Source organism: bacterium, assembly GCA_040755755.1.
Classification (GTDB): domain Bacteria; phylum SZUA-182; class SZUA-182; order DTGQ01; family DTGQ01; genus DTGQ01.
Window position 1 is genome coordinate 91,697 of sequence record JBFLZW010000030.1, and the last position, 15,463, is coordinate 107,159.

Sequence of the window (15,463 nt, forward strand, 5' to 3'; positions counted from 1 at the left end):
GCTCAATTATCACAAATAGATAATTCCTTGTCAAGAAATAATCGCCTCCTTTTGGGCTCAAAAGCTCATTTTGGATCATTTATATACGGGATCATCCTTGCCAAGGCCCTCAAAACCCCGCCTGCGAATCCGGCAACTGTCACACCGTCCGCAGGGTCTGCCCGACAGGGGATCCGGCTCATAGCAACTGGAGGTCAGGCCATAATCTACACCCAGAGCCAGCCCTGTGCGCAGGATTTCCTTCTTGTCCAGGTTGATCAGCGGGGTGTGGATAGTGATCCGGCCCCTTCCCTCCACTCCCATGCGGGTACCAAGGTTGGCCGTTTGCTGAAAGGAATCGATGAAAGCAGGTCTGCAATCCGGATACCCGGAATAGTCAATGGCATTGACGCCGATAAAAATATCGGCGATACCCTTTGTTTCAGCCCAGGCTACGGCTACTGACAGAAAAATGAGATTACGGGCAGGTACATAGGTCACTGGAATACCGGATGAAAGCTCGGCATCGGTCCGGTCGCGCGGCACGGCAATATCACTGGTCAAGGCGGATCCGCCGATCAGCCGAAGGTTCAGAGGAACGATCAAATGCTCCCGGACCTGAAAAAACTCAGCCACCTTCCTTGCACATTCCAGCTCATAGCGGTTTTTCTGACCATAATCAAAGCTCAGTGAATAAATCTCATACCCTTCTTTCCGTGAGGCAACAGCCAGAGCCGTGGTTGAATCCGCTCCGCCGCTGGAGAGGACAACCGCTCTTTTGCGGTCCATTATCGGTTTCTCGTTCCAGTTCGTCATCGGCCCCTGACCTCCTGTCCCCAGATTAACTTATGCAATTGGAGTTGCAGCCGGACCGGCAGGTTGTGCTCGATAATCCACTCAGCCAGGGTCGAAGGCTCGATCCAGCCGAAAACAGGAGAGAAAAGCACCCGGCAGACCCTCTCCAGTTGATAATGGGTTACAATCCGCGTAGCCCACTTAAGGTCCTCCTGATCGGCTATTACAAACTTTACTTCATCCGGGGGAGAAAGCTTTTCGATATTTTCCCAATAGATCCGATGACTCTCGCCGCTGCCGGGGCATTTGATATCCAGAATCCTGATAACTCCGGACGGTACCCTGCCAATATCCAGGCTCCCGTTGGTCTCCAGTAAAATGGTGTGCCCGGACCGGGACAACTGCTCCATAAGCTCGTAGCTTTCCTCCTGCAGCAGGGGCTCTCCGCCGGTCAGAAGCAGAAGATGGGTCTTGTATTGTCTCACCTGACGGCAGATTTCCTCGACCGAGGAGAGAAAATAATCATCATAGGCATATCGGGTATCGCAATACCGACAGCGAAGATTGCATCCACTCAGACGGATTATTCCACAGACACATCCTGCATAGGTTGACTCACCCTGGATACTGGTAAAAATTTCATTTACGCGCAGCATTTGATTGAAATCCCTTTAATGAATATATTGCTTCAAAAAAAAACTCAACGCCTCCAGATTGGCCTTGGCCGCCTGCTGACAGGCGCGATAGAGTCTGGTATGATCTTCCGTTATCGTCTCTTTGCCTAATTGATCCGGCAGCCGGAAATGGAGCGTATCCGAAATTGCCCGCAGGATCATAACCGGCAATTGCCGCTTCTGACAAAGTTCAGCAACAGGGAAAGACTCCATATCGAGTGCTAAAGCCTGCGGGTAGCGCTGCCGCAGGTCCTGCTTTTCTTCCACATTTGCCACCTGACTTACGGTCAGCAGGGTGCCCTGAGCGATCATGCCACCGGCCGAAAGCGCAGCCAGCGGGGGAGAGTCAGGCAGAAGCGATAAATCCCGCCCCACTCCGTTCCGGGAACCTGAAACCTCCACTATCTCCCGTGCGGCCACGATCGAGCCGACCTTCAAATGCGGCTGCAGCGCTCCGGCCCAGCCGATATTGATAACCAGGCAGCCTCGATGAGCGTCCAATAAGGCCTTGCCCAGGTTCTTTTGAACCATCGCTCTGCCAACACCGGTCTTTACGACCCGGACCAAATGCCCGGCGTACTCACCCTCCCACAGCCAGGAGGAGATCCTTTTCAGATTACTGATTAATCCCTGAATTTCCGCATACAGGGCAGCTACAATAATGATCGGAGAATATTCGTTCTTCATTCGCGATGTCGGTCAGTCTGAATGATTTCTTCCCCCGGGAAAAAGATGGGATACTCTCCGGTGAAGCAGGCAAGGCAGATATCTTCCTCTTTCGAATCAATAGCCTTCTTCATACCCTCGATGCTTAAATACGCAAGGCTGTCAGAGGTAATGTAGCGGCAAATCTCCTCGACCGAATGGGTTGAGGCGATCAGTTCCCTGCGGGTCGGGGTATCGATCCCATAATAGCAGGGGTATCTCATCGGCGGGGAAGCTATTCGTATATGAACTTCTCTGGCGCCGGCAGCCCGGATCATTTTCACGATCTTCCGTCCGGTGGTGGCCCGAACCAGGGAATCGTCAATGACGATCACCCGCTTTCCACACAGGACATCCCTGACCGCGTTGAGTTTGACCTTGACTCCGAAATGGCGTATGGACTGGCGGGGCTCGATGAAGGTCCGGCCCACGTAGCGGTTTCGAATCAGCCCCAGATCATACGCTATCCCTGACTCCTCCGAAAATCCAAGGGCAGCGCTGGTTCCCGAATCAGGTATGGCAATAACCAGATCTGCATCAACCTTTGTCTCCCTGGCCAGTTGCCTGCCGAATTCCTTGCGGACCAGATGAACATTTTTCCCGCGAAGGTCACTGTCGGGCCGGGCAAAGTAGATATATTCAAACACACAGAATTTCTGAGGCTCGGCGGCAAAAGGTTTTCGGCTGAACATCCCCTGCCGGTTAATGATCAGCATCTCCCCCGGCTCGATTTCCCGGACAAATCGGGCTTCGATCAAATCGAGGGCGCAGGTCTCCGAAACCACGACCCACGACGAGTCTCCAAGTGATCCCAGAACCAGAGGACGAAAGCCATAGGGATCCCGTACGGCAATTAATTCATCGCCATTGAGAAATATCAGCGAATAAGCACCACTGACTCTGGACAAAGCATCGATAATGCGGTCGGCAAAGCTTTTCTGCCGTGACCGGGCGATGAGGTGGACAATGACCTCGCTGTCCGAGGTGGACTGGAAAATGGACCCTTCCTCCACCAATCGCTCCCGGATCTGCAGCGCATTGACAATATTGCCATTGTGGGCTATGGCCATCACCCCGCCGCTATACCGTACCACCAGAGGCTGTGCCTCGTTGAGGCTGCTGTCACCGGCAGTGGAATAGCGCACATGTCCAACCGCCACCTCTCCCGGCAGCCGGTCAAGCCGCTCCTCGGTAAACACTTCGGCCACAAGGCCCATGCTGCGCTCGGTCTTTAATTCATGGCCATCCCAGGAAATAATGCCTGCACTTTCCTGGCCCCGGTGCTGCAGCGCATAGAGTCCCAGATAGGCAAGCCGTGCCGCCTCGGAATGCCCATATATACCCACCAGACCGCAATATTCCTTCAATCTTCCTTCCATGATACTGCTGCTCATCTGGCTGGCTGCCCGATGATGCGCCGGTAGACCTCCCGGTAGGCCTCCTCGACCTTGCCAAGATCCCTCCGGAAGCGGTCCTTGTCGAGCTTCTCCTCAGTCTCGATGTCCCAGAGCCGACACCCGTCCGGCGTAATCTCATCCGCCAGAAGAACCTGATCGCCGAATCTGCCGAATTCGAGTTTGAAATCCACCAGCGAGATCCCGATTTCCCGGAACCAGCCCTGCAAAAAAGCGTTTACCGAAAGAGAGGTCTTTTTGATTTCTTCCATCTCCGCCTGACCTGCCAGATCAAAGACTGCAATATGGTCTTCGTTGATCATGGGATCGCCCAGGGCGTCATCCTTATAGTAAAATTCCAGAATCGGCCGGGACAGCGTCCCTCCCTCTTCCAGACCAAACCGTTTAGCCAGGCTCCCGGCAATCCGGTTTCGCACCACGACCTCCACCTGGATGATTTTTACCCGCTTGACCAGCATTTCGCGGTCGCTCAGCCACTGGACAAAATGGCTGGCGATCCCCTGCCTGGCCAGAAGCTCGAAAATGTGGCTGGAAATCCGGTTGTTATAGATTCCCTTCTCAACGATGATGCCTTTCTTCTGAGCGTTAAAAGCAGTGGCATCATCTTTGAAATACTGAATAATCAAGTTCGGATCCTCGGTTGTATAGAGGATCTTGGCCTTTCCCTCGTAAATCTTTTCTCGTTTTTCCATGATTCTCTTTCCTGCTGTGTCCTGAAAAACCTGAAAACGGATCAGTCCACTTCCTGATCCCGGAAAACCCGCTGAAACAGGGTATCGACATATTTTAAATGATATGACACATCAAAGCAAGCAGTCAGTTCTTCCTGCGTAAGATAGCGGGTTATCTGCGGGTCTGCGCTGAGAAGCTCCTGAAAGCCGCCCTCGCCCCGCCAGGTTCTCATGGCATTGTGCTGCACTATTCTATAGGCTTCTTCCCGCAGCACTCCTTTGGCCACAAGTTCGAGTAAAACCCGCTGGGAAAAAATCAACCCTCCCGTCAATTCGAGGTTCTTGCGCATCCTGTCCGGATAAACCAGCAGGTTTTCGATCAATTGGGTCATTTTGGCAAGCATATAGTCAAGCAGGATCGTACTGTCAGGGGCTATGATCCGCTCGACGGAGGAGTGGCTGATGTCCCGCTCATGCCACAGGGCTACATTCTCCAGGGCAGACAGGGCATTGGAGCGCAGGATTCTGGCCAGGCCGCACATCTGCTCGGAGACGACCGGATTTCTCTTGTGGGGCATGGCTGATGAGCCCTTTTGCCCCCTGCCGAATGCCTCTTCCGCTTCCAGCACCTCCGTGCGCTGAAGATGCCGGATCTCGGTGGCCATCTTCTCGATGCTGGCCCCGATAATGGCCAGGGTGGTGAAAAATTCCGCATGCCGGTCCCTTTGAATTACCTGAGTGGATATGGCAGCCGGCCGCAAGCCAGCCTTGCGGCAGACAATGGCTTCAATCTCAGGGGGCACATTGGCGAAGGTGCCCACGGCCCCGGAAATCTTGCCCACGCCGATGGTCTTCCGGGCATGGCGAAGCCGCTGCAGGTTCCGTTTCATCTCCGCATGCCACAGGGCCATCTTTAAACCGAAGGTTACGGGTTCGGCATGAACCCCATGAGAGCGGCCAATCATGATTGTGTCTTTGTATTGCCATGCCTTGCGCTCGAGAGCGGCCAGGAGTCCCGTCAGATCCTCGATCAGGATATCCGAGGCCTCGACCAGCAGCAGGGCCAGGGAAGTGTCCAGAACATCGGATGAGGTCAGCCCCATGTGGAGAAAATGCGACTCCTCCCCCAGGTTTTCTGATACCGCGGTCACAAAGGCAATAACATCATGCCTGACTTCCTGCTCGATCTCCTGAATCCGGTCAATATCAAAACGGGCGCCTTTTTTGATTTTTTCCACCGCTTCCTCCGGGATTTCCCCAAGCTGCGCCCAGGCTTCGACAGCCCAGATTTCAATGTTCAGCCAGGTTTGAAACCGGTTCTGCGGCTCCCAGATTTTCCCCATTCTGGGCAGGGTATATCGCTCGATCATGCGTGGTTACCTCATTAGTAGGCTGTTGAACCGTGGAAGTAGCCCTGATACTTGAAATAATCAGGGTAGACAGCCGGTATATAAACAGTATTGGTAGGTAAGCTTAAGGGTCAGTTTCCTCGTTTCTCATTCTCCTATAAGCTTTTCAAGTCTCTCTTCCCGTGAATAAGTCCCAGCACTATAATCTGGGATTCTTTAACACAGTAAATGAGGCGATATTCGCGTATCAAAAGTTCTCGGATGCTATGGTTGCTAAGCTCAGGAACAGTGCGCCCTCTTTCGGAAAATTTATTGAGCGCGCGGCTTGCATCAAGGATTTCCTGTACAAATACGGCTGCATAAGAGCTGGAATCCCTGGCAATATACTCGGCAAGTGCTTTAAGATCAGCAGTGGCTTCATGAGACCAGATTACTTTTCTAGCCATTTTGCCATCATCTTCTCAACTTCTTCCTGGGTATAAGTCCGTCCCTCTTCCGCGTCCTTTAAACCACGCTCAATTTTTTGAAGAACATAGAGATGATATTGAATGTCTTCTAATGAACAATCGTCTGGTAAACGGGTGAGGAGGTTGCTAACCTCTTGCTTTGCTGTTTGCATACTTACTCTCTCCTTAAGCAATATATATTAATACTATCTTATCGTACCACTTTGTTAACGATTTATTCCTCTCAGGTTCCCCATTGAGAGGGGATTATCGATTTCTCCTATTCTATAGCTTCAGCTTCACTATTCATAGAGGACTCTACCATATTCTTTTTCCTCCATCGTTGCTTATGTCACCATATGCTATCTGATTGTTGATCTTAACCGGCTGTGGATTTATCGCGCTGTGTGCTTAATCGATAAGCAATTCTTCTATCTCTTTTACGCTCGTGGCAATTCTTATTGCCTCTTTAATGGTATCAAGTCTGGTTATGTCCTTTTCTTTTTCTACCCTCGGTAACAGCTTTAATCCGAATGGCACTTACATAAGCCAAGCTTATAATATAGAGAGGACACAAAGCACACAGGGAAAAAATATCTCCCGCAGAGACGCAGAGACGCAGAGAACAACCAATCCGGCAAGGTCCTGATGAAAGTCGGGATATATCGATGTGTCAACGGCCTGGAAGCAAGCAAAAAGTAAAAAGGCACAAGGAGGAACTTGTTTTACTTTTACTTTTCAATGATATCCTCTGCGTCTCAGCGTCTCTGCGGGAAAATTACTAATTCTTATGTAAGTGCCATTCGCTTTAATCCCTCTAATCCAAATTTCAATTCCAGACCCAATTTGATAGCTTCGATAAGCCCCTCCAGCCTGCCTCTCTCCATGCCTTCCAGCCTTCCTTTCTCTCTGCCTTCCTGAAAGATATCCTGTCCTGCCCTGGTCTGGGCCAGATCAAAGTCTAACATTTGTATTACCTCCTCTCGTGACAGGTCCCGAAACCGATTCAGAAGAAACAAAGACAGAACGTTGAAAACATCCTGGTGGAGATTCTTCGGATAGACCTTATAGGCTGTATCTACCCATTTACGGCTTCGATCCATGAGGTCATTTTTTGGCAACCGCCTGGGAACCGTAAATGGGGCCAAGACCACCAGCCGGGAATCAATGGCCATTAACTGGCCTTCTGAATAGCCGGTCAAAACGATCTCCTTGAACCGCCCCTCAATTGAGAATACCCCATCCAGGCTCGAAAGCTCGAAAGGCAGGGCCTCTTCCTGATATTCCTGGTCGGTGAAAATAATCCCAGCCATGACCGGCCCGGTATATCGCTCCTGAGCACAGGATAATGCCACCTTGGAAGCTAAAAGAAACAGGTGATAAAAAGCATCATCTGTGCCCCGCGTACCTGGAGTGGTCATTAGTCACTGTTCCTCCTCTTAAATTAATGCCTATTGAGCCAATAGCCATTGGTTATGGGCATGCGCCGGTCCCTGCCGAAGGCTTTGGGAGTGATCTTGATGCCTGGCGGGGCCTGACGGCGCTTGTATTCATTTCGGTCAACCATGGTCAAGACCCGCCTGACCATCTCCGGGTCATAGCCTGCGGCCACAATTTGTGCCAGGGACTCATCCTTTTCGATATAGCGCCGCAGGATGGCATCCAGCAGAGGGTAGGGAGGGAGCACATCCTGATCTTTCTGGTTGGGAGCAAGCTCAGCCGTGGGCGGACGGTCCAGGATGGTTTGGGGTATCAGGTCATAGCCTGCTTTCTTGTTCCGGTATCTGGACAGGTGGTAGACCAGGGTCTTGGGCACATCCTTGATGGCCGCAAATCCACCGGCCATATCGCCATAGATGGTGCAGTAGCCGACACTGGTTTCGCTCTTGTTGCCGGTGGTCAATACCAGCCAGCCGAATTTGTTCGACAGGGCCATCAGCAGATTGCCCCTGATCCGCGCCTGGAGGTTCTCTTCGGTCACATCGGGCGGATGGTGGCAGAAGATTTCGGCAAGGCCCCGCAGATATGTCTGATGGATGTCCTGAATCGGAAGCTCAAGGTGCTGAATATGCAGGTTATCAGCCACCCGCCGGGCATCCCCCTGGGTTTCAGGAGAGGAAAACTGGGAGGGCATGATCACTCCGACAACATTCTCACTTCCGAGGGCATCTGCGGCCAGAGTGGCGGTCAGGGCAGAGTCAACACCTCCGCTCAGGCCAATGGCCACTTTCCGGAAGTTGTTTTTCCGCACGTAATCCCGGATTCCCAGGAGCAGTGCCTGGTAAACCTCAGCCAGAGGAGAAAGGCAGGCAGGTTTGCGGGGAGGAATAGGGTCGCGATGCTCTTCAACGGCTATCGGCAGGGAGAGCCTTTGAACCGCATACTCTTCCTTCGTCGGCCTCTGTGCCTGCCGGATGGTTCGGGTGCGAACCAGGGCGGCTACCTCAAAGTCAACCAACAGCAGTTCCTCCTCGAAAGATTTGCCCCTGGCCAGAATATGTCCTTCAGGATTCAAAACAAAACTGTGCCCATCGAAAACCAGCTCATCCTGTCCGCCTACCAGATTGGTATAAGCCAGAAAGACCTGATTTTCCCTGGCCATCCTGCCGAACAGACGCTCACGAAGGTGCCTTTTGCCCTGATGATAGGGGGAGGAGGAAATATTAATGACCAGGTCAGCCCCCTGGCGGCTCAACTGCCCGACAATATCCGGGTACCACAGGTCCTCACAGATTGTAATGCCCACGGTGATTCCAGCCATCTCCACCAGGCAGCACCTGTTCCCTGAGTGAAAGTAGCGCTTTTCGTCAAACACCCCGTAGTTGGGCAGATGAATCTTGTGGTAGATACCCTTGATCTCCTGCTGGCAGATCAGGGCGGCGGCATTATAAACCCTTCCGTCACTTCCCCGGTCGGCAAATCCCACGCAGGCGATGAGGGATCCATCAACAGCCTCCCGGATCTGATGAAGGATATGGAGATTGTCCTGAATGAAGGAGGGATTCAGGAGCAGGTCTTCGGGGGGATAGCCGCAAATGCACAGCTCCGGAAAGGTCACAATATCCGCACCTGCCTCTTTGGCCAGGGTAAGGTAATGCAGAATCTTATGCCTGTTGCCCTGGAGGTCCCCGACCATCGGGTTAAGCTGGGCCATAGCCAGACGTACACTGCTCATTTTCTTCCCTCTGATTGTTCATTCTGATTTTTCGATTCACTGCTCCTTCATTCTACCGTGAACCGCTTTTTGGGGCAAGCCTTTTCCTCCAGCTACATCGGCAGCAGGAGAGAAAACAGGATAGGATTAACAGGCTTCAGTCCATGAACATGAAAATCCTGGCAAAGCGGTCAGCCATGCTCTCCTTTCTGGTCAAACCCAATTCCTGGAGTCTTTTGACCAAGAAAGCCTGGAACTGCCGTATATCCTGGGATTCCTTCACGCCCTCAATCATTATCTGACGAATCTGGCTTTCGGGCATACGGATGGACATGGACCTGATCATTCTTCGCAGCTCGACAATTTTCTGGGCCAGACTTTTTTTGCCGCTGACTATGCGGTCGATGACAGGCAGAATATCGCTCTTGATGTTCCGCTTGATAAATTCCTGAAATCCGGACCAGGAATGCATCTTTTCCAGCCCCTCCTGGATCAGGAGCAGCAGGTTTTCTTCATCAATCAACGGGTTTTCTTTCTGGATCCTTTTTCTCATCTCGAAGAGGAATAGCTGAATGGGGCTTTTATCCTCCGGTTGACCTGCAAACCGGCTCTTCTTGGCTTCTCTGAACTCCTCCGCAGCCATGAACTGCGGCACGATCTGCTGGTTTGCCCTTTGCAGTGCCTGCGGGCTCAGCCACTGCGGCAGATATTTTAAATACCCGCTCTTGATTATATCGAGCTCAGCCAGATCTTTGCATGCCCGGATAATGGAGCAGATGAACAATGCCGCCGAAATTCCCAGTGATACAACCGCCAATCCTCCCACTGCCCACCTGAGGAAATAAGCCATGCGCCAGGCATTCAGGAAAAGCTGAACCGAACACAGCAGGGAAAGCCCGAAAAAGCCCTGTGAGAACATGAATTGAATTACCCACCGGGCGCTCATACTGTTGATAAACAGTCCGAGCATATCCTCCCGGTCGATAATTTCGATCAGCTTGGCTTCCCGCTGCAAATGAACGGCAAAGGGAGGAGTCTTCACCAAAAACCGGCTGGCTACCAGGCGCAGAAGGTCTGAAGGGTCTTTAAAGCGGTTGATCGCCTCCCAGTCAGTGGATGAAAGGATCGAGCCCATTTTGGCTTTCAGGAGGGGATAAAGGGATTCGCCAAAAACGGGATCCGAGGTAATCAGGCCATAACTTTTGGCATTCAGACAGACCTTAAAGATATAGAGGCTTACCAGGTAGGCTTTGGCCTCGTTGATAGATATTTTTTCCTGGCAATAGTAGGATTTAATGATATTCGGAACGGGGATAAGGACTTTCTTTTGTTCTCTTCCGAAAATCACCCCTAAAAACTTCGATACATCATACCCGCATACCTCGCTGAGTGCCTTTTGTATCTGTTCCAGCCTGAGCTCTTCCATCCACGTTTGAAAACGGGCCATATTTGTTCTCAACTGCTCCTTTTGACTTTCCGTTAAGGGATTCATGAGAGATTTCGTGAGTATATCCATAAAAGAGTCTCCGCTCCAATCTCTTCAGCGGTCTTCACTCGGAACCTGATCCAGGATGAAATTTTACCAGGTACTCCTGACAGCCGGAGGCACCTTTTGTCAGACGCCGGGTGAATGGTGCTGGTTGTAAATATATTCAAGTTCTTTCTCAAAATTCCAGCTTATTGATCTCCTTCCCCCCTAAGTTCGGACGCTGATATTCACAATTGAGTTATTTCGTGTACACTATATCTGTCGTCATGATCTCATGTCACCATCTCCACAACTGTGGTCAGGGCTTTGCATTGCAGGTATTCGGATAAAAAGCCCGGATAAAACAGGGATAAATTGCCTATAGACCATTAATCAGGCAAAACAGTAGCTTATGCATACTTCGGGCTGGGGGATTTTTGAATCTTACTTTTGGACTGCCAATTATTCGGAAGTTGTGAGCTGTTACCATTAACTCAACTCTTCACATAATAGATCAAGGATAAGGCAAAATCAAGGGAAATCACGAGTCAGTGGATAAGAAGATAAAAGATAAATGTCCGTGGCCTCATCTATCAGTCTCTTATTCTTTTACAAAATCAAATTCTGCTGGTAATATTAAGCAGGTAGTACTTTTTATGAGATTATGACCAATCGAACAATACATGGGGGTAGCCTGCGCGGCATAGCATGTTATTTTTTCAAGGAGGACGTTCCATGTCAAGTCAGCGGAAGAAAGATTATTTTTGTACCCTTGTTTCTGAAGATGTCAAAATCGCCTTGAAAGTCAAACCTTCTCTCAGCCGAAAGCCAACGAATGAACTGTTTATCCAATGCAATCAGGTTGATTGCCAGTATGCAGGCCAGAATAGTCCTCCCTGCCCGCTGCAGCTTGATCTCTTCGCTGAAGAGATTGAAAAGAGGGAGGAGAAGCGAAAAGCCAGAAGAATGGATTTGTGTTATTGAACCAGGAATATCATAAGAGGTTGACGGTCCGAAATCCTGCCGGCCAGGTTCCGCGTGAAACTGGCACGGCAGCTCTGCGGTGAAAAAGCAGCCCGGTGTATTTTGGCGAAATGAAGAGCGGCCCTTGCGAATGCCAGAGCCCTGAAGCCTCCTGCAACCTCCCCCAGTCATGCCCGCCATCTCCTGCCCGTAAGCGGCAGAGCTTCCTCATCTTGAAAAATAGTATTTTGATCTCAAAATTATGTTGTAAAATTGGCATAAATATAATATAGTAATAGCCTGTAGAAGGCCTGTATAACGCTCTGTGTTACCTAGAAAAGAAGGGGTTCACATGACAAAAAGTCTAAAAGAGAAAATTCTCATTATCGATGATGAGACAGAGATCCTCAATTGCCTTTCGCAGATACTGGGAGCGGAAGGCTATACGGTAACCACGACTGATCGGGGAAGCAAGGGACTGGAGCTTATTACCCACAATCCTCCCGATCTGGTTCTCCTGGATGTCAAGATGCCCGACCTTGATGGGCTGGAAACCCTGAAGAGAATTAAAGAATACGATGAGGATATTATCGTTTTTCTCATGACCGCTTATTCTGACATCAGAGATGCGGTGAGAGCGATCAAGGGGGGTGCGCATGACTATTTTTCAAAACCGTTCAACATCAAAGAGACGAAGGAAAAACTGAGGAAGGCTCTCAAGGAGAAATCCCTGCGGGAAGAAGTGCTGAAGCTGCGCAGGGAGTATTACGGCCGGTCGAAGTTTCCCAATATTATCACTTCCTCGCCTGCAATGCTCCGGGTCTTCCATGAGCTTGAAAAAGTTGCCCCTTCAGATATTTCCATTCTGATTACCGGCGAGAGCGGTACGGGGAAAGAACTGGTCGCCAGGGCCATACACGAAAACAGCCCGCGAAAATCAGAGCCGTTCATTCCCGTCGACTGCGCAGCCATTCCCGAGACCCTGTTCGAGAGTGAGGTCTTCGGACACGAAAAAGGAGCTTACACCAGTGCGGACCAGAAAAGGAATGGCCTGTTTGAGATGGCCCATCGGGGGACTCTGTTTCTGGATGAGATCGGCAATTTGCAGCCCTCCAGCCAGATCAAGCTTCTGCGAGCGATTCAGGAAAAGAAAATCAAATATATCGGCGGGAAGGAACTGATCGATGTCGATGTCCGGATTATTGCCGCTACCAACCTCGATCTTCAGGAGGCCATGCAAAAGTGCGGCTTCCGTCAAGAGCTTTTTTACCGGATCAACCAGTTCAACATCCACCTTCCTCCTCTGCGGGAGCGGAAAGAGGATATCATCCTCCTGGCCAACTTCTTCCTGGAACGGTCTGTCAGTAAAAATGGCGCCACTGCCAAAAGCCTGGCCCCGGAGACCATAGAAATCCTTCTTCAATACGATTGGCCGGGAAATATCCGCGAACTGGAAAGCGTCATCCACGGAGCTTCCATTCTGGCCAGGGATGAAATCCGGCCCGAACACCTTAACTACCGGGTAAAAAGCAAGACCTCTTCCTGGATAAAGTTAACAGTCGATATTCCGGTTAATGCCTCTCTGAAAAAGGTTATGAAAACCACCGCTGAACAGGTGGAGAGGGCCTATATCCAGAAAACCTTCCTCAAGGCTGAATACAAGAAGTATGAAACCAGCAAACTCCTTGGCATCGGCCTTAAGACACTCTACGGAAAGCTCAACAAGCATAACCTCTGCCTCAAGTCCAGGGAACCGAATGAGAAAAAGAATGAGCAAATCACCTTCTCTGCCGGTATGACCCTCCAGGAGGCAGCCTCCCAGGTCAGGGAAAAACTGGAAAAATGGATCATCATCAAAGCCCTCCGTGAGGCAGAGGGGAAAAAATATTTCGCTGCCCAAAAACTGAAGGTCGATTATAAGACCCTGTGGCTGAAGTCCAAAAAGTATAAGATTGATAATAAGGCTATTTATGAGGAAGAAGTCCCCCGTCACTTTCTGGGTGTGGACCTGTGCTGTGAGCTCGGCCTGACTGAAGCCTGTAAGGCTGCCTTATCAGCCATGGAAAAAGAATTGATCCAGAAAACCATTGAAAAAACCCACGGCCATAAAACCGAAGCCGCGAAGATCCTGAACATCGATTATAAAACGTTATATAACAAGATCCTGCAGCATGACCTGAATCAAAGGATCTAAAGCCATCCCATAGTCTTCCCAAACCGCAGGGAGAGAGAAGCCCGGAGGTCATCACCCTGAGCTTTTCTCTGTACCTGCGGTAGTTCCATTCTCTCTATCTGCAAATTTTTTGCGTAAAAAAATACCCTTATTAGTTCCTGGATAATTGAAAAAAAGACCGACTAGGTGTGTATGAATATATTATAATTTTATGCAAAATTGATTAACTATATAACTTAATTCGGTGACCTGAATAGTTATGCTCATTGCCCAGGATCTCATTCGCCCGATAGCGAAAGTACAGAAAAGAGTTCTCTTGATCGATGACGACCGCTTCATTCTCCATTCTCTCGGTGAAATGCTGTCCATGAAGGGATACCAGGTGATCAAGGCTCAGAGCGCCGAGGAAGGATTACAGCACTTTGAAAGGGAAACTCCCCCGATTGTCATGGCTGATATTATGATGCCTGATATGGATGGATTGGAACTACTGCAAAAAATACGGAAGATTAACCCCGATGCTGAAGTCATTATGATTACTGCCTATGACCGGGCTGATCTGGCCATTGAGGCCATGCACTTGCAGGCTGCGGATTTTCTGTCCAAACCTATCCGTCCCCAGCAGCTTTTCTCCGCAATCAAACGTGCAGAAGACCGGGTCAAAAATAAAAGGAAAATAGCCCAATATATCAGCCGACTTGAACAGGCACTGGAGGACCGGACCCAAAGGCTTCTTCAGTCCGAAAAGCAGGCTGCGATCGGCAGCAGGGTCAGTGGCATTATCCATAATGTTTCTACACCCCTGGCCGTAGTTTCAAGCAGGGCAGAGTATCTTGCCGGCAAGCTTGAGGATCTGAAAAATCTGCCGCAAGTCCGGCAAAGTCCGGCTTTGCAGGAAGAAATGGAAAAGCGGATCGCCGAAGTACATGTCATAGTAAAAAACGCTCAAAAAATTGCCATGATTATTGATACCATCATGACCAAGTCCTACCGGGAACAGTATGAGCAGCTTGCTCCACTGGATATAAATCAGCTCGTTACCGATGAGCTGGACTTTTTCCAGTCCGATTTATACTTCAAGCACAATATCAAGCTCTCGAAGCATCTTGATCCCAATCTTCCCAAAGTTAAAATGATTTACAGTCACCTCTCCCAGGTTTTGGATAACCTGTTGAAAAACGCCATCGAAGCGATGTACGATTCTCTGACCAAAAATTTGACCATCATCACCGAACAGGATGAGCAGAATATCCTGATCAGGGTTCAGGATACCGGATCCGGAATCGCAGCCAAGAACCTGAAAAAAATCTTCACTCCGCATTTCACCACCAAAACCTACCGGCCCGCAGGAGGAAAAGAGCCTCTTTCGAGCGGAAGCGGACTTGGGCTCTCTGCCTCCCTCAGCTTTATTCAATTGTACGGGGGAACAATTCTGGTGAAGAGCAAGCCCAACGAAGGGAGTGAATTCACGGTCGTCATTCCCAAAAATCCCACTCCACCCCCTGGCAGGGGGGAAGAGTAGAAATGGCAATCGAAAATTGACCCGGTGTGATAACGTAAAATTCGCATAAGTCTCCACGTGCAGATCAAGTGTAGATATAGAGCAATAAGGTTGGGAGCCAGGAGTCAGGAGTCAGAATCCAGAAGAAGGTAAAAGAATCCTTTATCTAA

15 protein-coding genes are annotated in these 15,463 nt (G+C 50.2%); 3 read left to right on the top strand and 12 right to left on the bottom strand.

Translation table 11 applies throughout. The features are described 5' to 3' along the window. Positions 1–75: 75 nt before the first annotated feature. The 11 genes from queC to AB1611_09830 form a co-directional block, all read right to left on the bottom strand. On the bottom strand, positions 76–795 hold the full coding sequence (gene queC, locus AB1611_09780) for a 7-cyano-7-deazaguanine synthase QueC (GenBank protein ID MEW6379881.1): 720 nt from the start codon (positions 793–795) through the stop codon (positions 76–78). Then, on the bottom strand, positions 792–1,430 hold the full coding sequence (locus AB1611_09785) for a radical SAM protein (protein ID MEW6379882.1): 639 nt from the start codon (positions 1,428–1,430) through the stop codon (positions 792–794). Before AB1611_09785 ends, queC begins: the two co-directional genes overlap by 4 nt. Positions 1,431–1,445: 15 nt before the next feature. Beyond that, on the bottom strand, positions 1,446–2,135 hold the full coding sequence (locus AB1611_09790; protein ID MEW6379883.1) for a hypothetical protein: 690 nt from the start codon (positions 2,133–2,135) through the stop codon (positions 1,446–1,448). After that, positions 2,132–3,532, bottom strand: a complete 1,401-nt coding sequence (gene purF, locus AB1611_09795) for an amidophosphoribosyltransferase (protein MEW6379884.1) — start codon at positions 3,530–3,532, stop codon at positions 2,132–2,134. Before purF ends, AB1611_09790 begins: the two co-directional genes overlap by 4 nt. An 11-nt stretch (positions 3,533–3,543) precedes the next feature. Beyond that, positions 3,544–4,260 (bottom strand): phosphoribosylaminoimidazolesuccinocarboxamide synthase, encoded by a 717-nt coding sequence (purC, locus tag AB1611_09800; GenBank protein ID MEW6379885.1) that lies wholly within the window; start codon positions 4,258–4,260, stop codon positions 3,544–3,546. A 41-nt stretch (positions 4,261–4,301) separates the two neighbouring features. Beyond that, positions 4,302–5,609: an adenylosuccinate lyase gene (gene purB / locus AB1611_09805; GenBank protein MEW6379886.1), complete on the bottom strand. Its 1,308-nt coding sequence runs from the start codon at positions 5,607–5,609 to the stop codon at positions 4,302–4,304. Between the two features lie 134 nt (positions 5,610–5,743). Next, positions 5,744–6,034, bottom strand: coding sequence for a type II toxin-antitoxin system RelE/ParE family toxin (locus AB1611_09810; GenBank protein MEW6379887.1), 291 nt, complete (start codon positions 6,032–6,034; stop codon positions 5,744–5,746). Beyond that, positions 6,019–6,207, bottom strand: a complete 189-nt coding sequence (locus tag AB1611_09815; GenBank protein ID MEW6379888.1) for a hypothetical protein — start codon at positions 6,205–6,207, stop codon at positions 6,019–6,021. The genes AB1611_09810 and AB1611_09815 overlap by 16 nt, the downstream gene beginning before the upstream one ends. Positions 6,208–6,822: 615 nt before the next feature. Further along, positions 6,823–7,455: a hypothetical protein gene (locus tag AB1611_09820; protein MEW6379889.1), complete on the bottom strand. Its 633-nt coding sequence runs from the start codon at positions 7,453–7,455 to the stop codon at positions 6,823–6,825. Positions 7,456–7,478: 23 nt separating this feature from the next. Continuing rightward, complete coding sequence (locus tag AB1611_09825) at positions 7,479–9,209, bottom strand: NAD+ synthase (protein ID MEW6379890.1); 1,731 nt, start codon at positions 9,207–9,209, stop codon at positions 7,479–7,481. A gap of 136 nt (positions 9,210–9,345) precedes the next feature. Further along, positions 9,346–10,704, bottom strand: a complete 1,359-nt coding sequence (locus tag AB1611_09830) for a hypothetical protein (protein MEW6379891.1) — start codon at positions 10,702–10,704, stop codon at positions 9,346–9,348. A gap of 687 nt (positions 10,705–11,391) precedes the next feature. On the opposite strand from AB1611_09830, the gene AB1611_09835 reads away from it, so the two are divergent. Next, a complete protein-coding gene (locus AB1611_09835) occupies positions 11,392–11,640 on the top strand; it encodes a hypothetical protein (protein MEW6379892.1) in 249 nt (82 codons plus the stop codon). Positions 11,641–11,650: 10 nt separating this feature from the next. Here AB1611_09835 and AB1611_09840 read toward each other — a convergent pair whose 3' ends face one another. Next, a complete protein-coding gene (locus AB1611_09840; GenBank protein MEW6379893.1) occupies positions 11,651–11,851 on the bottom strand; it encodes a hypothetical protein in 201 nt (66 codons plus the stop codon). Between the two features lie 120 nt (positions 11,852–11,971). On the opposite strand from AB1611_09840, the gene AB1611_09845 reads away from it, so the two are divergent. After that, complete coding sequence (locus AB1611_09845; protein ID MEW6379894.1) at positions 11,972–13,813, top strand: sigma 54-interacting transcriptional regulator; 1,842 nt, start codon at positions 11,972–11,974, stop codon at positions 13,811–13,813. A 238-nt stretch (positions 13,814–14,051) separates the two neighbouring features. Further along, entirely contained in the window at positions 14,052–15,314 is a 1,263-nt protein-coding gene (locus tag AB1611_09850) for a response regulator (GenBank protein MEW6379895.1), read from the top strand. The last annotated feature ends 149 nt before the right edge of the window (positions 15,315–15,463 follow it).